Source organism: Streptomyces sp. NPDC005648 (assembly GCF_040605395.1).
In the GTDB taxonomy this organism is placed as follows: Bacteria; Actinomycetota; Actinomycetes; order Streptomycetales; family Streptomycetaceae; genus Streptomyces.
In genome coordinates, this window is record NZ_JBEXCS010000016.1 from 104,901 (window position 1) to 124,015 (window position 19,115).

General features: G+C 70.6%; 21 protein-coding genes. 20 read left to right on the forward strand and 1 reads right to left on the reverse strand.

Features of this window, described 5'->3' with window-relative positions:
• Positions 1-87 precede the first annotated feature (87 nt).
• From ABZT17_RS12530 to ABZT17_RS12595, 14 genes are all read left to right on the forward strand, one after another.
• Positions 88-948, forward strand: coding sequence for a hypothetical protein (locus ABZT17_RS12530; protein ID WP_356347275.1), 861 nt, complete (start codon positions 88-90; stop codon positions 946-948).
• Positions 949-1,027: 79 nt separating this feature from the next.
• On the forward strand, positions 1,028-1,732 hold the full coding sequence (gene cpaB, locus ABZT17_RS12535) for a Flp pilus assembly protein CpaB (RefSeq protein ID WP_356347278.1): 705 nt from the start codon (positions 1,028-1,030) through the stop codon (positions 1,730-1,732).
• Positions 1,733-1,744: 12 nt separating this feature from the next.
• Positions 1,745-3,004 (forward strand): AAA family ATPase, encoded by a 1,260-nt coding sequence (locus ABZT17_RS12540; RefSeq protein WP_356347281.1) that lies wholly within the window; start codon positions 1,745-1,747, stop codon positions 3,002-3,004.
• Positions 3,005-3,009: 5 nt separating this feature from the next.
• On the forward strand, positions 3,010-3,405 hold the full coding sequence (locus tag ABZT17_RS12545; RefSeq protein ID WP_356347283.1) for a TadE family protein: 396 nt from the start codon (positions 3,010-3,012) through the stop codon (positions 3,403-3,405).
• Between the two features lies 1 nt (position 3,406).
• Positions 3,407-3,757: a TadE/TadG family type IV pilus assembly protein gene (locus tag ABZT17_RS12550; protein ID WP_356347285.1), complete on the forward strand. Its 351-nt coding sequence runs from the start codon at positions 3,407-3,409 to the stop codon at positions 3,755-3,757.
• 31 nt (positions 3,758-3,788) lie between these two features.
• Positions 3,789-5,126 carry a CpaF family protein gene (locus tag ABZT17_RS12555; protein ID WP_356347288.1) on the forward strand — a complete coding sequence of 446 codons (1,338 nt, stop codon included), beginning with the start codon at positions 3,789-3,791 and terminating at the stop codon, positions 5,124-5,126.
• A 12-nt stretch (positions 5,127-5,138) separates the two neighbouring features.
• Positions 5,139-6,083, forward strand: coding sequence for a type II secretion system F family protein (locus ABZT17_RS12560; RefSeq protein ID WP_356347290.1), 945 nt, complete (start codon positions 5,139-5,141; stop codon positions 6,081-6,083).
• Positions 6,084-6,101: 18 nt separating this feature from the next.
• Positions 6,102-6,989, forward strand: coding sequence for a DUF5936 domain-containing protein (locus ABZT17_RS12565; protein ID WP_356347293.1), 888 nt, complete (start codon positions 6,102-6,104; stop codon positions 6,987-6,989).
• Positions 6,990-7,929: 940 nt separating this feature from the next.
• Positions 7,930-9,135: a histidine kinase gene (locus ABZT17_RS12570; RefSeq protein WP_356347329.1), complete on the forward strand. Its 1,206-nt coding sequence runs from the start codon at positions 7,930-7,932 to the stop codon at positions 9,133-9,135.
• Positions 9,136-9,176: 41 nt separating this feature from the next.
• The gene (locus tag ABZT17_RS12575; RefSeq protein WP_356347295.1) at positions 9,177-9,998 is read left to right on the forward strand and encodes a response regulator transcription factor; all 822 of its coding nucleotides are present in this window, start codon (positions 9,177-9,179) and stop codon (positions 9,996-9,998) included.
• Between the two features lie 136 nt (positions 9,999-10,134).
• Positions 10,135-10,332, forward strand: a complete 198-nt coding sequence (locus ABZT17_RS12580; protein ID WP_356347298.1) for a hypothetical protein — start codon at positions 10,135-10,137, stop codon at positions 10,330-10,332.
• Positions 10,332-10,913, forward strand: a complete 582-nt coding sequence (locus ABZT17_RS12585; RefSeq protein WP_356347300.1) for a pilus assembly protein TadG-related protein — start codon at positions 10,332-10,334, stop codon at positions 10,911-10,913. Before ABZT17_RS12580 ends, ABZT17_RS12585 begins: the two co-directional genes overlap by 1 nt.
• A gap of 34 nt (positions 10,914-10,947) precedes the next feature.
• Positions 10,948-11,529, forward strand: a complete 582-nt coding sequence (locus ABZT17_RS12590; protein ID WP_356347302.1) for a hypothetical protein — start codon at positions 10,948-10,950, stop codon at positions 11,527-11,529.
• A gap of 7 nt (positions 11,530-11,536) precedes the next feature.
• Positions 11,537-12,166 carry an OmpA family protein gene (locus ABZT17_RS12595; protein ID WP_356347304.1) on the forward strand — a complete coding sequence of 210 codons (630 nt, stop codon included), beginning with the start codon at positions 11,537-11,539 and terminating at the stop codon, positions 12,164-12,166.
• Here ABZT17_RS12595 and ABZT17_RS12600 read toward each other — a convergent pair.
• Complete coding sequence (locus tag ABZT17_RS12600) at positions 12,141-12,548, reverse strand: DUF192 domain-containing protein (RefSeq protein WP_356347307.1); 408 nt, start codon at positions 12,546-12,548, stop codon at positions 12,141-12,143. The two genes, ABZT17_RS12595 and ABZT17_RS12600, sit on opposite strands and share 26 nt — an antisense overlap.
• A gap of 46 nt (positions 12,549-12,594) precedes the next feature.
• Here ABZT17_RS12600 and ABZT17_RS12605 point away from each other — a divergent pair, with 46 nt between their 5' ends.
• The 6 genes from ABZT17_RS12605 to ABZT17_RS12630 form a co-directional block, all read left to right on the forward strand.
• Positions 12,595-13,173, forward strand: a complete 579-nt coding sequence (locus ABZT17_RS12605) for a dihydrofolate reductase family protein (RefSeq protein ID WP_356347310.1) — start codon at positions 12,595-12,597, stop codon at positions 13,171-13,173.
• A 10-nt stretch (positions 13,174-13,183) separates the two neighbouring features.
• On the forward strand, positions 13,184-14,059 hold the full coding sequence (locus tag ABZT17_RS12610; RefSeq protein ID WP_356347312.1) for an LLM class flavin-dependent oxidoreductase: 876 nt from the start codon (positions 13,184-13,186) through the stop codon (positions 14,057-14,059).
• Positions 14,060-14,160: 101 nt separating this feature from the next.
• Positions 14,161-14,964: a class I SAM-dependent methyltransferase gene (locus ABZT17_RS12615; RefSeq protein WP_356347315.1), complete on the forward strand. Its 804-nt coding sequence runs from the start codon at positions 14,161-14,163 to the stop codon at positions 14,962-14,964.
• 665 nt (positions 14,965-15,629) lie between these two features.
• A complete protein-coding gene (locus ABZT17_RS12620; RefSeq protein WP_356347317.1) occupies positions 15,630-16,403 on the forward strand; it encodes an isoprenyl transferase in 774 nt (257 codons plus the stop codon).
• Between the two features lie 315 nt (positions 16,404-16,718).
• Positions 16,719-18,044 (forward strand): PhoH family protein, encoded by a 1,326-nt coding sequence (locus ABZT17_RS12625; RefSeq protein ID WP_356347320.1) that lies wholly within the window; start codon positions 16,719-16,721, stop codon positions 18,042-18,044.
• Between the two features lie 430 nt (positions 18,045-18,474).
• Positions 18,475-19,115, forward strand: a 641-nt coding sequence (locus tag ABZT17_RS12630; RefSeq protein WP_356347322.1) for a transglycosylase SLT domain-containing protein, incomplete at its 3' end; no start/stop codon positions are given.

Sequence of the window (19,115 nt, forward strand, 5' to 3'; positions counted from 1 at the left end):
CTGAGGTAGTCACGCAATGAAGTCATCTCGGTGTACCGGAGTAACCCCTGGCCCGGTGGACCGACGGCGCAACACGGGGAGCTGCGCGTGCCAACAGCCGTTGCCGTGACCAGTGCCGACATGGCGCTGCCGCCGCAGGACGAACGGACCCTGCCCGCCGTCGTCCTGCAGGACCTGCACCACCGGCCTCTCGACCAGGCGCTGGCGGAGATACAGGCCCTCGTCGACCAGTACGGGCATCTCGTCGTCGTGTCCTCGAAGGCGGCCCCGGAGGGGGTGGAGCAGCGCCTGCGGACCATCCGGTCCCTGCTGGAGAGCGACCGTATCGCCCTGTTCCGTCCCGATCTGCCACCGCTCGGACTCGCCGTCCTGGCCCGCCAGTTGCGCCAGCTGGCCTCCTGCGACCTGAGCCCCGGCGTGCTCGCCTCGGCGGGCCGCCTGCTCACCCACTACATCCACACCGGCGCCCTGCTCGGCTCGGTCGCCCGGCTCGACCGGGTGCCGGTCGGGCTGACGTCCCACGCCAAGTCCTGGGTGCCCGGCAGCCAGTTCGCCGTGCTCGCCCATCCCGAGCCGCAGCTGGTGAAGCTGGGGCCCGGAGCCGCCCTCGCCGGGCCCGAGTTCGCCACCCGGATGGTCGTCGCCAAGGGCCAGCTCCAGACGGACTGGGTGACCGCCACCCTGGCCAAGCAGTGGAGCGTGCAGGGGCTGCGGGAGGCCCCGCTGCCGGCCGAGTCGGCCCAGTGGTGGGGGACGAACAAGCTCGTCGAGTTCGCCGCCTACCTGCCCGACCTCCCGGTCCTCTACCAGCTGGTCACGTCCGTCCGGCAGAGCGTCTGCCACTGGTGCGGCATCGACGTCATCGGCGACCGCTGCGTCTTCTGCTCCGCCATGCCGCCGCCGCTCCACGACCCCCCGAGGCAGCTCCCCGCCGGGAGAGGCTCCTGAACCGCCCGGACGCGACCGCCGTCCGTCCGCACCGCCCCCGTCCGCTCGACCGATATCCCCCAATGAGGTTGCACGGTTCATGAACTCCCGCCAGCGCCGCGGCGTGCTTCTGCTGATCGTCTCGATCGTCTGCGCCCTCGGCGCGTTCGCCGGCGTCCTGTCCGTCATCAGCGACGTGAAGTCCAAGGTCGGCCCCGAGGTCACGGCGTACCAGGTCAAGGACGAGATAAAGCCCTACACGCAGCTGAACCCGGGCCAGTTCGAGAAGATCAAGATGCCGAAACGGTGGCTCTCGGAGAACGCGATCACCCATATCGGGGACATCAAGGACAAGATCGCCGTCACCACCCTGAAGGCCGGCTCCCTGCTGCAGAGCGACATGATCGTGGACCAGCCCGCCCTGCAGCCGGGACAGCAGGAGGTCGCCATCATGATCGACGCGGCCACCGGTGTGGCGGGACAGATCACCCCCGGTTCGACGGTCAACGTCTACGCCACCTTCGCGGGCCAGCGGCAGGGAGACCCCGCCCAGTCCAAGATCATCGTAACGAACGCGAAGGTCCTCCAGGTCGGTCAGATCAAGGCCCTCGACCCGGCCGGCAGCGACAAGAACCAGCCCACCGACACCGTCCCCATCACCTTCGCCCTCTCCACCCTCGACGCCCAGCGGATCACCTACGCCGAGTCGTTCGCCCAGCGGGTGCGGCTCGCCCTGGTGGCACCCGGCGGCGACACGACGGTCCCGGACAAGGACCGCACGTACGAACTTCTCAAGGACAAGTGAGAGGCCGCCCGCATGCCCACCAGGATTCTCCCGGCCGTCGGTGACGCGGACGCGGTCCGTTCCCTCACGACCCTGCTCAGCCAGCTCCCGGACGCCGAGCCGGTGGCCCCGGTCGTCGACTCCACCGGGCTCGTCGACACCCTCGCCCGGCTGGCCGCCGAGTCCGTCGACGAACTGCCCGAGGTCGTGGTGGTGCACGAGCGGATCGGGCCGGTGCCGGCCCTGGAACTCATCCGTGAGGTGGCGCTCCGCTTCCCCGCGGTCGGGGTCATCCTCGTCACCACCGACGCCAGCCCCGGACTCTTCCAGGCCGCCATGGACTACGGCGCCCGCGGCCTCGTCGCCCTCCCGCTGAGCTACGAGGAGCTGGCGGTCCGGGTGCAGGCGGTCGCCCAGTGGTCGACGGGCGTACGGCGTCATCTGGGCGCCGGCGGCGATGTGTTCACCGGCGTCGGCGGGACCGTCGTGACGGTGAGCGGGGCCAAGGGCGGGGTGGGGGCCACCCTCACCGCCGTCCAACTGGCGCTCGCGGCCCAGGCGTCCGGGCGCGGCACGGCCCTGGTCGACATGGATCTGCAGGCCGGGGACATCGCCTCCTACCTGGACGTGCAGTTCCGGCGCTCGGTGGTCGACCTGGCCGCCATCAACGACATCTCCCCGCGGGTGCTCGCCGACGCCGTCTTCCGGCACGACACCGGGGTGGCGCTGCTGCTCGCGCCGGGGGAGGGCGAGCGCGGCGAGGAGGTGACCGACCGGGCGGCCCGGGGGATCGTCAGCGCGCTGCGCTCCCGGTACGAGGTCGTCGTGGTCGACTGCGGGGCCCAGCTCAGCGGCGCGGGCGCGGCGGCCGTCGAGATGGCGGACGTGGCCCTGCTGGTCACCACCCCGGACGTGGTCTCCGTGCGGGGCGCCAAACGGACCGTGCGGATGTGGGACCGGCTGCAGATCCGCAAGGCGGAGGAGACCACGGTCGTGGTCAACCGGCACTCCCGCGCGAGCGAGATCCAGCCGCAGCTCATCCAGAAGATCACCGGCACGGCGGTCGCCGCCACCGCGATCCCGGCGAACTTCAAGGAGTTGCAGGGCGCGGTGGACGCGGGCCGGATCCACCAGCTCGACAACAAGAGCGTGGTGAAGCAGGCACTGTGGGGCCTGGCGGGCGAGCTGGGCCTGGTCAGGTCCGCGGAAGGGGCCTCGCACCGCGGGCGGCCGCGCGGCGACCGGGGCTCGGTGCGCTTCGGGCGGCGACGGGAGATCGGGGGAGGGGGATGAGGAGCATGAGGGGCGCCAGGGGGAAGCGCGGGGGACGGCGCGGCGACCGGGGGCAGGTCACCGTCGAGTTCCTGGGCATGACCCCGCTGATCCTCCTCACCCTGGTGCTGGTGTGGCAGTTCGTACTGGTGGGATACACGTACACGCTCGCGGGGAATGCTGCCGACGAGGCGGTGCGGGCGGGGACGGCGGCACCGCCGGGAGCGCGCCAGGCCGCCTGTCAGGAGGCCGGGCTGAAACAGGTGTCGGCCGCGTACCGCGACGGTGCCACGGTGACGTGCGGGGGGACGGACTATGTCACGGCCGACGTGCACCTCAGGGTGCCCGTGCTCTTCCCCGGCTTCCTCGGCTTCCCGTTCCCCGTCGACGGCCACGCGGGCGCCGTAGGGGAGGCGAAGTGAGATGTCGTACGACATCGGGCGCCGCCGTCGGGACCGCGGTCAGGTCGCCATCGAATACCTCGGGTTCATCCCGATCCTGCTGCTGGTGGCGCTGGCCGGCGTCCAGCTGGGCCTGGTCGCGTACGCCGCCCAGCAGGCCGGTACGGCGGCCCGGGCGGGGGCGCGCGGCGCCTCGCTGGAGCGGGACTTCGCGGCGGACTGCGCCAACGCGGTGAGCCTGGAGGTCACCTGCGAGGAGGCCGACCTGGGCACCGAGGTCCAGGTCACCTCCCGGGTCCGTATCCCGAGCGTCCTCCCCGGACTCGGCGGCCACTACGCCAGCAAGACCGCCGTCATGCCGAAGGACCACTGATGTACCAGGGCACAGCGAGGAGCACGGACCGATGAGCCTGCGGGCACGAATCAACTCCCCCGAGGAGAACGGCCACCGGGGCGAGGTCGCCCATCTGGTCGCCTCCTACCGGGCCAAGCTCCTGGAGGAGATCGACCTCGCGGAGATGTCCTCGCTGGCCGCGGCCGAGCGCCGGGCCCGGCTGGAGCGCGTCCTCGGGCACATCATCAGCCGCGAGGGCCCGGTGCTGTCGACCGTGGAGCGCTCGCAGCTCATCCGGCGGGTCGTCGACGAGGCCCTCGGCCTCGGCATCCTCGAACCCCTCCTCGAAGACGCCTCCATCACCGAGATCATGGTGAACGGCCCGGACGCGATCTTCGTCGAACGCGGAGGCCGGGTCGAGCAGTTGCCGATCCGGTTCGCCTCCCACGACCAGCTGATGCAGACCATCGAGCGGATCGTGTCGACGGTCAACCGGCGGGTGGACGAGTCCAACCCCATGGTCGACGCCCGGCTGCCCTCGGGCGAGCGCGTCAACGTGATCATCCCGCCGCTCTCCCTGACCGGCGCGACCCTCACCATCCGCCGCTTCCCGCGCTCCTTCACGCTCCAGGAGATGATCGGCTTCGGCTCGCTCGACGAGCAGATCCTGTTCCTGCTCGCGGGGCTGGTGCGGGCGAAGTTCAACATCATCGTCTCCGGCGCCACCGGCACCGGCAAGACAACCCTGCTCAACGCGCTCTCCGGGCTCATCCCCGAGGGCGAACGCATCATCACCATCGAGGACTCCGCCGAACTCCAGCTCCAGCAGAGCCACGTCATCCGCCTGGAGTCCCGCCCCCCGAACGTCGAGGGCAAGGGCCAGATCTCCATCCGCGACCTGGTCCGCAACTCGCTGCGCATGCGCCCCGACCGCATCGTCGTCGGCGAGGTCCGCGGCGGCGAGTCGCTCGACATGCTCCAGGCGATGTCCACCGGCCACGACGGCTCCCTCGCCACCGTCCACGCCAACAACGCCGAGGACGCGCTGATGAGGCTGCAGACCCTCGCCTCCATGTCCGACGTCGAGGTCCCCTTCGTGGCGCTGCACGACCAGATCAACAGCGCCGTCGACGTCATCATCCAGCTCACCCGCTTCGCCGACGGCGCCCGCCGCATCACCGAGATCGCCCTGCTGGACAGCCACGGCGGGGAGCCGTACCGGCTCGCGACCGTGGCCCGTTTCCACGCCCAGCCCATGGCCCCCGACGGCCGGATCTACGGCGCCTTCGAGCACTTCCCGCTCACCCGCCGTACCGCGGACCGCCTCTACATGGCCAACCAGGCCGTCCCCCAGGCCTTCGGCGTCGCCGAGACCGCAGAGCAGCTAGCCACCCGAGAAGCCAGGTAGGTGCCGTCCCCCATGGAGCTACGAGACCTCGTCACCCTCACCACCGGCATCGCGCTGCTGACCTGCGTCCTGGCCGTGGTGGGCCTGCACGCGTACGCCACCGGGCGGGCCGAGCGCGCCGCCCTCATCGAACGGCTCTCGCACACCGGCCAGATACCGACGACCGGCCGCACCCGCCGCTTCCGGGGCCTGGACCGCCGGCTGCGCCGCACCAGCGCGGGCCGGAAGCTGGAACTGCGGCTGGCCGCGACCGGACTCGACGTCACACCGGGCGAGTTCTTCGCCTACATGCTGGGGACGGTCGCCGCGCTGTGGCTGGTCGGCCAGGCCGCCCTGGCCCCCTTCTTCGGGCCGATCGCCGGACTGCTCGGCGTCTGGGTGGCACTGCAGTTCCTCAACTGGCAGCGGCAGAAACGCATCGAGAAGTTCATCAACCAACTCCCCGAACTCGCCCGCATCCTGGCCAACGCCACCCAGGCCGGGCTCGCCCTGCGCACCGCGATCGGCATGGCGGCGGAGGAGCTGGAGGCACCGGCCGGCGAGGAACTGGAGAAGGTCGCCAACCAGTTGGCGATCGGCCAGTCCATGGACGAGGCGCTCGGCGACCTCGCGGACCGGCTGCCCTCCCGCGAACTCGTCGTCCTCGTCACCACGCTGGTGCTCTCCAACCGGGCCGGCGGCCAGGTCGTCGGCGCGCTGCGCAACCTCACCGAGACGCTGGAGGAGCGCAAGGAGACCCGGCGTGAGATCCGCACCCAGCTCTCCCAGGTCAACATGACGGCGTACGCCATCCCCGTCATGGGCGTCGGCTCGCTGCTCCTCATGAACGGCGTCAAGGACGGCGCACTGGACCGGATGACCGGCTCCCCGGTCGGCCAGGCCTGTGTGCTCATCGCGTTCGGGCTGTACGCGGTCGGGTTCTTCCTCATCCGCCGTATGTCCCGGATCGACGTCTGAGGAAGGGTGGTACATCACATGGCACTACTCCTCGCACTCGCCATGGGACTCAGCGTCTGGGGCGTCTTCGCCGGCATCCGCATGTACCGGGCGGAGGCGAAACTCCCCGGCGACCTGCTGCTGGCGCTGGAGGTCGGCGCCACCCGCACCGGCGCGGTCGACTCGCTCATCGACCGTCTCGGCATGCGCTACGCCCCCGCCGTACTGCGTCTGATGGGCCCGAAACTGGTCGCCAGGTACCGCCGCAAGATCGACCTCGCGGGCAACCCGGGCGGCCTGACCATCGACCGCTACGCGGCCCGCCGGGCGGTCTACGGCTTCCTCGGCGCGGTGGGATTCCTGGTCTTCCTGCTGCGCGGGCAGTACCTCGTGGCCCTGCTCCTCCTCGCCTTCGGCGCGTTCTGGACGGAGGTCGGCATCTGGGCGGCGATCCGTATCCGCAAGGACGAGATCGAGCGGACGCTGCCGGACTTCCTCGACGTCCTCGCGGTCGTCGTCAGCGCCGGCCTCGGCTTCCGCCAGGCCCTCGACCGGGTGGCCTCCCGCTACGAGGGTCCATGGGCCGACGAACTGCGCATCACCCTGCGCCAGATGGACCTCGGCATGAGCCGCCGGCAGGCCTTCGCGGAACTGCGCCGGCGCAACGACTCCGAGCAGGTCGCGATGTTCGTGACGGCGCTGCAGCAGGGGGAGGAGCTGGGGGCGCCGATCGTCGACACCCTCGTGTCCCTCGCCAAGGACATGCGCCGCACCGACGCGCAGAACGCCCGCCGCAAGGCCGCGCGGGCCGTTCCCAGGGCGACGCTGATGATCACGACGTTCATGGTCCCGGCGACGCTGCTGCTGCTCGGCGCGGGCCTCATCCTCGGCTCCGGCACCGACTTCGGCACGATCACGGGCAAGTAGAGGGCGGTGACCGACGATGTCGACGACGAGGGCCCGACTGGCCCGCCTACGCCACCGCCCGAACTCCCCGGACCCCGACAGCCTCGCCACGGAACCACCCGCCGCGCAGGCACCCCCCACCCCGCCGACCCTCCCCCCGGGCTGGGAACCGACCCACACCCCGACACCGGCCCTGCCGCCCCCGCGCCCCGTAGCCGCCCTCCCACCCGGCCGCCCGCTCCCGGCCCTCCCACCCGGCCGCCCGGCTCCGGCTCTGCCGGCGGTACCACCCCAGCCGCAACGGCACACCGAGACCGCGCAGCGAACACCGACACCGACACCGACACCGAGACCGCCGTCGGCCCCGGCACACCCGGATCCGCGGGGGACGACAGGCCAGTTGCGGCAGGAGCCGGAACCGCTTTCGGCCCCCGCACACCACGACCGGCGTGAGACGACAGGCCAGTTGCGGCAGGACCCGGAACCGCCCTCGGCCCCCGCACACCACGACCGGCCTGAGACGACAGGCCAGTTGCCGCCGAACCCCGGACCGCCCTCCGCCCCGGCACACCCACACCCGAACGACGGTACGGACCGGCCCACGCCACCCCCCGGCCCTTCGCACGCCCCGGCCAACAACGACCGCGCCCCCGGCCCCGTCGCATCCGCGCCCACCGCCGTAACGTCCGCGCCCACTCCCGCCCCCTCCGACCCAGGCCCCGCCCCGGCCTCCCCACCCGCCCTCCCGCCAGGGTCGGCTCCCGTCCAACCCACTTGGGCCGCCCGTCTGTCCGGGCCGGACCCCGTTCCGCCGCCCACCCCCACCCCCACCCCCATCCCGTCCGGGCCGGCCCTCGGTTCGCCCGCTTCTTTGCCCACCGACGCCGCCCAGCTCCCGCCCCCACCCCCCTCCGCCCCCAAGGCACCCACCATCCCCCTCCAGGTCAACGCGCTCCAGGCGATGTGCCGGCAGGTGTTCGGGTTTCGGCTTGCCATGATCGCCGTGGCTGCTCCCGCCGCCCTCCTGAACGCGGCCCCGGGGCTCCCGGTCCGGCTGGTGAGCGCGGCCGTCGTCGTCACCTTCATGGGCTCCTACGTCCTGTTCCGGGACTGGGAACGCTTCGGCCCCGTCCTCCTGCGCCACCCCACGCTCCTCGCCGTGGACACCCTCCTCGGCTCCCTGCTCCTCATCTCCGCCGGCCCGGACAGCACCCTCGCCTACGTCAGCGTCTGCACCCCCCTGCTGGCCGGCATCGTCTACGGCTGGCGAGGCGCCGCCGTCTTCGCCTCCCTCCAGTCCCTGATCCTCCTCGCGGTCCACGCCACCTCGAAGGACCTGCACACCGGCCCTGCGGAGACCCTTCTCCTGCCCGGCCTGTGCCTCATCACCGGCGCGGTCGGCTCGTCCCTGCGCACCCTCATGCTCCGCTTCGGCGCCGCCACCCAGGCCCTGACCGACGTACAGGCCAGACTCGCGGCCACGGAGGCGGTCAGCGCCGAACGCGCCCGGCTCGCCCGGGAGATGCACGACTCGGTCGCCAAGACCCTGCACGGTGTGGCCCTGGCCGCCGACGGCCTCGCGGCCTCGACAGCCGCCGACCACATGGACCCGGCCCTGGTCCGACGCCAGGCGGAACTCGTGGCCCGCTCGGCCCGCCGGGCAGCGGCCGAATCCCGCGAACTCCTGACCGACCTCCGCCGCGAGTCCGGCGCGGGCCACACCGGGGCCGCCACCGGCCCCACCACCGACGTCCTGGCCGAACTCGCCGCCCGCACGGAGGACTTCCGCGCCCGTACGGGCCTCGCGGCCACCTACCGCTCCACGGGCGAGCGCACCGCACAGCCCGTACCACTCGCCGTGGCCCGCCAGCTCCTCACCATCGCCGCCGAGGCGATGGAGAACGCCCACCGCCACGCGACCCCGACCCGGGTCGACGTACAGGCGGGCGTACACGGCGACCTGCTCCACATCAGCGTCTACGACGACGGCCGCGGCCTGCCCCCCGGCACCACCCTCGAACAACTCCGCCGCACCGGGCACTTCGGCCTGGTGGGCATGGTCGAGCGAGCGGCCTCGGTCGGCGCCCGCATCCACATCGGCCGCGGCGGCCACCCGCTGGGCACCGAGGTAAGGCTGGAGCTTCCCCTGGCGGCCGTGACGGCATGAACACCCCCGACGCATCACACGACAGGAGAGGAGGCCACCCCATGCCCCCCGGCCCCGAGCTGCCAACGGACCCCTTCGAGACCTTCCCCGTGCCCCCGGCGCTCAAGGTCGTCGTCGCGGACGACAACCCGGTGGTCCGCGCCGGTCTCACGGCCCTTCTCTCCGGCCGCCCGGATCTCACGGTCGTGGCCGAGGCCGCCGACGGCCGCGAGGCCTACGAGGCGGCCCGCCTGCACCGCCCGGACGTGATCCTGCTCGACGTCCGCATGCCCGGCGTCGACGGCATCTCGGCCCTGCCGTACCTGGTGCCGATCGCGCCGGTGGTGATGCTGACGTACAGCGGGGAGTCGGAGATCGTCCAGGAGGCGCTGCGCCGGGGCGCGGGCGGCTACCTGGTCCACGGCGAGTTCACCGCGGACCAACTCGTCACCGCCGTACGGGACATCAGGAACGGAAGAGCCCACTTCACGCCGACCGCGGCGGGAGCGCTGCTGGCGGAACTGCGCCGTTCACCAGGGTCCGGCGAGGCGCTCCCCGAAGGACTGGGAGGTGCGATTGCACATGTTTCCGATCCAGTAACTACCCAGCAGCACCACATCTTTTCCCAAAGTGCTTCGCAAATGCAAGCGGATGTGGGACAGTCTGAGCATCGGTCCCGACTGAGTACGAGGGAGGCGGAGATCATGGACCTCATCGCGTCCGGCATGACCAACCAGCAGATCGCCGCCACCTGCTTCATCAGCGAGAAGACGGTCAAGAACCACATCAACCGCATCTTCGCCAAGCTCCACAGCACCAGCCGCTCGGAGGCCGCCGCCAAATGGCTGGGCACGGCTCCGGGCCCGGGCCGAGGGCTGGGGTGATCGGCGATGGTCGGGAGCTCCAGGAGCGTGGATTGGGCCCGGATTTGGGCCCACGGGCCCTCCGCGGAAAACGGTGTCGTGTCGTACGGTCCCCCTGCCGAGAGCGGCACGGACACCCGACCCGGAGGGGAACGCCATGAGCAACTGGATCAACACCACCGTCGCGTATCTGCAGTCCCGCGCCGCCCGCAACGACAAGGGACAGACGGCGGTGGAGTACCTGGGCATCATCGCGGTGGTCGTGGCGATCGTGCTGGCCATCACGGGTACGGACATCGGTCAGACGATCTTCGACGCGATCCGGGCCAAGATCGCCGAAGTCACCGGCGGCTGATGCGGCTGCACAAGTACAACGACGCAGGGCAGGCCTTCCCCATCTACATCACGGTGGTGGCAGGTCTGCTTTTTCTCGCGTTCGCGTACTTCGCGGTCGGCCAGGCCGCGGTCAATCGGAACGGCGCCCAGACGGCCGCCGACGCGGCGGCGCTCGCGGCGGCACAGAAGACCCGGGACGAGCTCGCGGGCGACTGGCTGGGCGACGTACTGGACCCGACCAAGTGGCAGGGGATCTTCGACGGGGACGGAGCGCTCAACCACTGCGATCGCGCGGGTCAGTTGGCGGCACAGAACGACGCCAGGCTGGAAGCGTGCGACCAGCCGGAGCCACTGCGCTACGACGTCGAGGTGACGACCAACAAGACGGTCGGGCAGTCCATCGTCCCCGGCACGGAGGACAAGAGGTCGGTCGCCTCCGCCACCGCCGTGATTGAGTCGCTCTGCACGTTCGAGCTGCCCGGCGAGGGCGATGCTCTGCCCCAGCTCAAGTGCAAGGACAAGACATGGGACCTGAACCCGGACGATCTCACCGATCTACCGAAGCCTCAGGACCTCTTCGACGTCCACCTGGCCGACTGACAAGCGAACGACGAGTGACGAAGGAAGCAGAACGATGAGCATTCGGTTCACGGCGAAGGCCCGACGGGGGATCGTCGCGCTGACCCTCGCAGCCGGTCTGGCCGTCGGTGTGGCCGGCTGCGGCGGCAGTGGGGACGACGGCAAGAACCCCCAGGCATCTAACTCCGCGTCCAAGGACGATGGCTCGAAGCCGAGTGCTCAGGAGGGGCAGTCGGACACGCCTTTGACTGAGTTGCAGGGCTCGGACGGACTGCTCCTGCAGATCACCTCCGCCAAGCGCGACTCGGGCGGCTTCGTCACCGTGAACGGCAATCTGAAGAACGATGGCCCCAAGAGCCTGATCATCCCCTCCGCGCTCAGTGGCAACGAAACGGAGATCACCCGGAACGGGCTCTCCCTCGGCGGCGCCACCCTCGTCGACTCCAAGGGCAAGAAGCGCTACTACGTCCTCCGCGACACGGACGGCCGCCCGCTGACCACCACCGGATTCTCGACGATCAAGTCCGGTGAAACGCTGGCCGTGTTCATGCAGTTCCCCTCCCCGCCGACCAGCACCACCGAAGTGACCTTCCAGCTGCCGACGTTCACCAGCGGCACGATCACGATCTCCGGGTGAGGCTTCAGTGACCACCACTCCACGCCTCCCCCTGGCCGTCACGGCCGCGGCCCTCCTGGTCGCCACCCAGCTCGTCGGCGCCGCGACGGCCCGCGCCGACGACGACCCCAGCGTCCCGCCGGGCACCGAGACCACCGCCGCCGCTCCGGTGAAGATCGACCCGAACGACCCCGACCTGAAGCTCCCCGAAGGCGCCACGCTCGCCGCGCCCAAGGTCCTCGACATCAAGTCGGTCGTGGAGGACCAGGGAGGGGAGGAACGCCGTGAGGACACCAACACGTCCGTCACCTTCGCCCTCCAGGCCGAGGTCCTGTTCGGCAAGGACAGCGCGAAGCTCGGCGCCGAGGCCAAGGCCCGGATCGCGACGATCGCGGACGAGATCAGGAAGCAGCACGCGACCCAGGTCCGCGTCTTCGGCTTCACGGACGACCTCGGCTCGGCCGCCCACGGCGACGTCCTGTCCAAGCAGCGGGCCGACGCCGTACAGGGAGTCCTGGACCAGGACCTGAACGACCCGAACATCACCTTCGAGGTGCGCGGCTACGGCGAGCAGTACCCGATCGCCGACAACTCGACGGAAGCCGGCCGCAAGAAGAACCGCCGGGTGGAGGTCACGTTCCCGAGGACGGACGGCTGATCTCTCCTTCCGCCCACGTCTCGACGTCCACCCGGGCCCCGGCCTCCAGCCCCCACCCCGTCATCGCCCCGCCCGCCGCCTCCAGCACATGCCGGGCCCGGACCCGGGGCAGTCCCAGCCGCCCCGGCTTCATGGTGCGTACGGCGATGACGACGAGGTGCCGGTCCAGGTACGCGACGTCGATCGGGAAGCGCATACGGAAGGTGTGCACGCTGTTGGCGGGGGAGAGCAGCATCGCTCCGTCCACCCCGTCGCGGCCCAGCAGCCCCCGGGTGCGCGCCCGGTAGGAGGCCGCGATCTCCAGGGGGACCGAGACCTCGGCCCGGTCGTCCCCCGGACGCACGACCATCGTCCCCCGCCCGTCACGCCATCGCCGCGTCATACTCAGCAACCTCCGTGTGCGTACGGGTACGGGAAAGAAGGGGAAGATGCGGAAAATCGTACTGATGATGTCCGTCTCGCTCGACGGTTACTTCGAGGGCCCCGACCACGACATCGGCTGGCACCGGGTCGACGAGGAACTCCACCAGCACTTCAACGACTACGTCAGAACCCTCGGCGCCCTCCACGAGGGCCGCCGCACCCATGAGCTGATGGCCGCCTACTGGCCCACCGCCGACGCCGACCCCGACGCCTCCCCGGTCGTCGCGGAGTTCGCGCGTATCTGGCGGGACATCCCGAAGGCCGTCTACTCCCGCACCCTGGAGAAGGCCGACTGGAACACCACGGTGATCAGCGAGGTGGTGCCCGAGGAGGTCGAGGCCCTGAAGGCGCGGGGGAACGGGGACATCGGCCTCGGCGGCGCCGAACTCGCCGCCACCTTCCTGCGGCACCGGCTGGTCGACGAGTTCCGGATCTACGTCCATCCCGTGCTCGTCGGCCGGGGCGTACGCCTCTTCCCCGACGACTTCGTCGCCGAGTCGCTGAGCCTCGTCGAGAGCCACACCTTCGGCAACGGGGTCGTGCTCCTGCGATACGAGCGGGACGACACCGGCACTTCCGGGTAGGAAGAGGAGCATGACTGGACTCGGTGCTGTGTTCCGGCCCCAACTGCCCCCCGAGCGACTGCGCGCCGTCGCCCGTCTCGCGGACGAGAGTGGTCTCGACGAACTCTGGCTGTGGGAGGACTGCTTCCGGGAGGGCGGCATCTCCACGGCCGCGGCGGCTCTCGCCTGGACCGAGCGGGTGAGGGTCGGTGTGGGCCTGCTGCCCGTGCCGCTGCGGAACGTGGCCATCACCGCCATGGAGACCGCCGCACTGCACCGGATGTTCCCCGGCCGGGCGATCGTCGCCGTGGGACACGGCGTACAGGACTGGATGGGCCAGGTCGGGGCACGCGCCGAGTCCCCGATCACCCTCCTGCGCGAACACCTCCACGCCCTGCGCACCCTGCTGCGCGGCGAGCGCCTCACCACCACCGGCCGCTACGTCCGCCTCGACGACGTCGCCCTCGACTGGCCGCCCGCGACTCCGGTACCGGTCCTCGCCGGCGCCACCGGCCCCCGTACGCTCCGGCTCTCCGGGGAGGCCGCCGACGGGACCGTTCTGACCGCGTCGACACCGCCCGACGGAGTCCGCAGGGCCCGCGGGCTCATCGACGAGGGACGGGAGTCGGCCGGCCGCACCGCGGACCCCCACGAGATCGTCGTCTACCTCCTCACCGCTACCGGCCCCGACGCCACCGCCCGCCTGCGCGCCGAACTCACCGCCGAGGGCGACGCATCCGTCCCCGACCTCGGGGTCGCCGGAGACGCGGGCACCGTCGCCAAGGCGGTCGAACGTCTCGCGGAGGCCGGGGCGGACACGGTGATCCTCCAGCCGACCGCCGACGAGCCCGACCCCGAGGCCTTCGTCCGGTTCGTCGCACAGGACGTCAGCCCCCTCGTCCCCTGACCCCGCCCGACACCGGTGCGCCGGGCGCCGGGATTGCGGAGGCACCCGGTCCCGGTGAAAACCGGAGGCGCTCGGTGCCCGTCCCCTGCGACGATCACCCCATGGCCTCCCACGAACCCCACCGGGAACCCCGTACGTTCGAGAAGCTCGTGGCCGAGGGGGTCGCCGTTCCCACCGAGGGCTGGGACTTCTCCTGGTTCGAGGGGCGGGCCCGCGAGGAGCGGCCCTCGTGGCGGTACGCCGTCTCCCTCGCCGAGCGCCTCGGTCGCGCCGGTGCCGCACTGGACATCCAGACCGGGGGAGGAGAGGTCCTCGACTTCGCCCTCGGCCGGGCCGGGAAGACGCCGGCGCTCACCGCCGCGACCGAGCACTGGCCCCCGAACGTCGCCAAGGCCACCGCCCTCCTGCGCCCGCACGGCACGGTGGTCGTCGCCGCCCGCGAGGACGCCCCGCTCCCCTTCTCCGACGCCGCCTTCGACCTGGTCACCAGCCGCCATCCGGTCACCCCGCACTGGTCGGAGATCGCCCGGGTCCTCCGGCCGGGCGGCACCTACTTCGCCCAACACGTGGGCCCCCGCAGCGTCTTCGAGCTCGTCGAGCACTTCCTCGGCCCCCTCCCGCCGGAGCAGAGCGCCGACCGCGACCCCGGGAACGAACGGGCCGGCGCCGAGGCGGCGGGCCTGCGGACCGTCGACCTGCGAGCCGAACGCCTCCGCGTCGAGTTCGACGACATCGCGGCCGTCGTCCACTTCCTCCGCAAGGTCGTATGGATGGTCCCGGACTTCACGGTCGAGGCCCATGAGCCCCGACTCCGCTCCCTGCACGAGCAGATCGAAGCCGAAGGCCCCTTCGTGGCCCACAGCACCCGCCACCTCTTCGAGCTCCGGAAACCGGGGCGCCCCTGAGCGCCCCTCCGAGCAGGGTTGGCCAGGAACCGCCCTTCCAGCCGCCGGGCACTCCCGTGTGTTCCAGCCGACGTGGCCGCCGTCACAGCAGTGCCGGTTTCCACATTGTTATCCCCGCGAGTCGCATCCGACCCCATGCGTCACGTAAGTTCGGACCAAGGTAATTCGCGTCAGCAAAGCTGCGCGGGCGGCACCGCGCAGAGGAGGGGGCTGCGCGGTGCCGTTTTTGCATGTTCATGGCTTGCGAAGCCGTCAAGGGCGCGTTCGCGGCCACCGTCACCCGCCCGGGCGACCCCGACGACATTCGGCCGAACGGGTTCCAGGGTCCGTCAAACCGTCCGGATCCCCCCTCTTCCCCAGGAATCCCCTGGAAATCGGCCGTGTTTCAGCCAAGGGGGTGCCATGAATATGCCGATTTGCGGCCACCGCCGCGTCGTCGTTCGATTCCGGAGAGTAGTCATGGCGCGCCGATGTACGCAGCATCACTTACGAAGGGTTATGGTGGAAACCCCCCCTCGGGCCGGTCCGTCTCCCCCCCACGGACCGGCCCGTTTTTTGTGTCCCCCGACTGTCCCGGCGACCCGCACCCGACAACCGCCCCAAGCCTCGCAGGGGTAGGCTTCGGCGCGCGGGGACCGTCGAGGCACGGAGGGGCTGACAATCACGTGAACCTGCGCGACAAGCTGCGCGGCCTGTTGGTCAGGCTGTACGCGCGCCGGGTGGAAGGTCACCTGGACCACGCTCAGGTGCCCAAGCACATCGGCGTCATCATGGACGGCAACCGCCGCTGGGCGAAGGCCGCGGGCTCCACCACCGTGCACGGCCACCGCGCCGGCGCGGAGAAGATCGAGGAGTTCCTCGGCTGGTGCAGCGAGACGGACGTCGAGGTCGTCACCCTCTGGCTGCTGTCGACGGACAACTTCGACCGCCCGCAGGATGAGCTCGGCCCGCTGCTCGGGATCATCGAGGACGTCGTACGGACGCTCGCCGCGGACGGCCGCTGGCGCGTGCACCACGTCGGCACCCCCGACCTGCTGCCCGCGCAGATGCAGACCACCCTCAAGGAGGCCGAGGAGGCCACCGCCCACGTCGGCGGGATACTCGTCAACGTCGCCATCGGATACGGGGGCCGGCAGGAGATCGCCGACGCCGTGCGCTCGATGGTCCTCGACGCCCAGGAGCGGGGCGTCTCGATGGAGGACCTCGCGGACTCCGTCAGCGTCGACCTGATCGGCAGCCACCTCTACACCGGCGACCAGCCCGACCCCGATCTGGTGATCCGCACCAGCGGAGAGCAGAGACTGTCCGGTTTCATGCTGTGGCAGACCGCGCACTCGGAGTACTACTTCTGCGAGGTCTTCTGGCCGGCCTTCCGCAAGGTCGACTTCCTCCGCGCCCTGCGCGACTACGCGGCGCGACACAGGCGTTACGGCGGCTGACGTACAGCTCGGGCGTCTACCCCTTTTGGGGCGGAAGTAACAATGAGTTCACCGGGGCGCCGTCATACGTGTCGGCATGGTGACGCATGTTCGAGGGCATAAGCCAGTCAGGTCGATGCCCGAACCACGGGTGTCGGATCTCAGCGGGCGGCACGGGGCCGTCCGCCCGGGAGGCCCTTTGCACCAGCCCGACCGTGCGGTTCCAGCACGGAAGACAAGGCGGAGGGCCGGTTCTCGGCCCGTGCAACGCGGCCGTCGACCGGTCCAGCTCCACTCCGTCGCTCCCCGACCTCATCCGAGGGGGTACGTCCTTCCGTGGTGACCAGCACAAAGCGCCACAAGCCAGACCGGCGCACTTATGTCCTCGACACCAGTGTTCTGCTGTCGGACCCCAACGCCCTGAGCCGCTTCGACGAGCACGAGGTCGTGCTTCCCATCGTCGTGGTGACGGAACTGGAGGCCAAGCGGCACCATCCCGAACTCGGCTACTTCGCCAGGCAGGCCCTGCGTCTGCTGGACGACTTCCGGGTCCGCCACGGCCGTCTCGACGCCCCCATCCCGATCGGGGAACTCGGCGGAACCGTACGTGTCGAGCTCAACCACTCGGACCCCAGCGTTCTGCCGACCGGCTACCGCCTGGGGGACAACGACTCCCGCATCCTCGCGGTCGCCCGCAATCTGCAGGCCGAGGGATTCGACGTCACCGTCGTGTCGAAGGACCTCCCGCTCAGGATCAAGGCCTCGTCCGTCGGACTCCTCGCCGAGGAGTACCGCGCGGAGCTCGCCATCACGGGCTCCTCCGGCTGGACCGGAATGTCCGAACTGACCCTGCCCGCCGAGCAGGTGGACGTCCTCTTCGAAGAGGGGCACGTCTATGTCCCCGAGGCGGCCGAACTGCCCGTGCACACCGGTCTGACCATCCACTCCGAGCGCGGCAAGGCGCTCGGCCGGGTCACCCCGGACGGCAACGTCCGTGTGGTGCGCGGCGATCGGGAGGCGTTCGGCATCAAGGGCCGCAGCGCCGAGCAGCGGATCGCGCTCGATCTGCTCCTCGACCCGGACGTCGGGATCGTCTCGATGGGCGGCCGGGCCGGCACCGGCAAGTCGGCGCTCGCGCTGTGCGCGGGTCTGGAGGCGGTCCTGGAGCGCCGTCAGCACCAGAAGGTGATGGTCTTCCGTCCCCTCTACGCGGTCGGCGGACAGGAACTCGGCTATCTCCCCGGCTCCGAGGCCGAGAAGATGAGCCCCTGGGCCCAGGCCGTCTTCGACACGCTGTCCGCGGTCACCAGCCGCGAGGTCATCGAGGAGGTCACCGCCCGCGGGATGCTGGAGGTCCTGCCCCTCACCCATATCCGCGGCCGCTCGCTGCACGACGCGTTCGTGATCGTGGACGAGGCGCAGTCCCTGGAAAGGAACGTACTGCTGACCGTTCTGTCCCGAATCGGCGCCAATTCAAGGGTGGTTCTCACCCATGACGTGGCCCAGCGGGACAATCTGAGGGTCGGCCGCTACGACGGTGTGGTCGCCGTCGTGGAGAAGCTGAAGGGGCATCCGCTCTTCGCGCATGTGACCCTGACGAGGTCCGAGAGGTCGCAGATCGCGGCCCTTGTGACCGAAATGCTCGAAGACGGCCAAATCTGAGAGATTACGACCCGGTTGGCGCCGTCCCGCAAAGGCCCAGAGCCTAGCGGGGCGGCGCCTTCGCGTGGTGCCGTTCACCGAAATCCCCTGGGCCAAACGGCATGTGAGCTTTCACACGCAACTCAGAATTGCCACCCGGCGTCCGGTTACGGCAGAGTCTCATTCCTGTCAGGCCCCGCATACGACACACCTGTACCCCCTGGGGGTGCCCCCAGGCCTTTAAGGCACTGGGGGAGGTACGGCACCACAGCAGCACCACCAACTCCATAGTCGACGTCGTATGCCGCCCGAGCATCACACGGCACTTCCCGCGAGGGAGTCGCCCACCGGGCCCGAGCCTCCCGTGACCCCGTAGTTGGGAGGCCAGAGTCTAGGGGCACGATTGCGTCCGCCAGGGTCACCGAAGCGGGCGATGCTGGAAGGAAACCGTGTGAGCCGGATTTCGGTCCGGGGATTCGCAGTGGCCTCGGCCACCGCGGTCACCGCCGTCGGAAGCGTCGTCGGAGTTGCCTCGGGCAGCGTCGCGCAGAACAACGACGCCGAGCCGACGGCCGCCGACACCACGCTGCTCGCGGACATACCCACGGGCCAGCAGGCCCAGGTGCAGACCGCGTCCCTGACGCAGCAGGCCGACGCTCAGGCCATCCAGGCCGACGCGAGCGCCAAGAAGGACGCCGAGGAAGCCGCCCGCAAGGCCGCCGCCGACACCGCGATCGCCAAGAAGGCGGCTGCGGAGAAGGCCGCCAAGGAGGCCAAGGAGCGCGCCGAGGCCAAGGAGAAGGCCAGCCGCAGCGCCGGTGACTTCCCGATTCAAGGCTCGTACAGCGTCGCCGAGATCCAGTCGATGGCCGCGCAGATGGTGCCGAGCGGACAGTTCCAGTGCTTCAGCAACATCGTGACCCGAGAGTCCGGCTGGAACTACCACGCGGTCAACGCCTCTTCCGGCGCCTACGGCCTCTTCCAGGCCCTGCCCGCCTCGAAGTACTCGTCCGCCGGCTCCGACTGGCAGACGAACCCGGCCACCCAGATCAAGTGGGGCCTCAACTACATGAACAGCCGCTACGGCAGCCC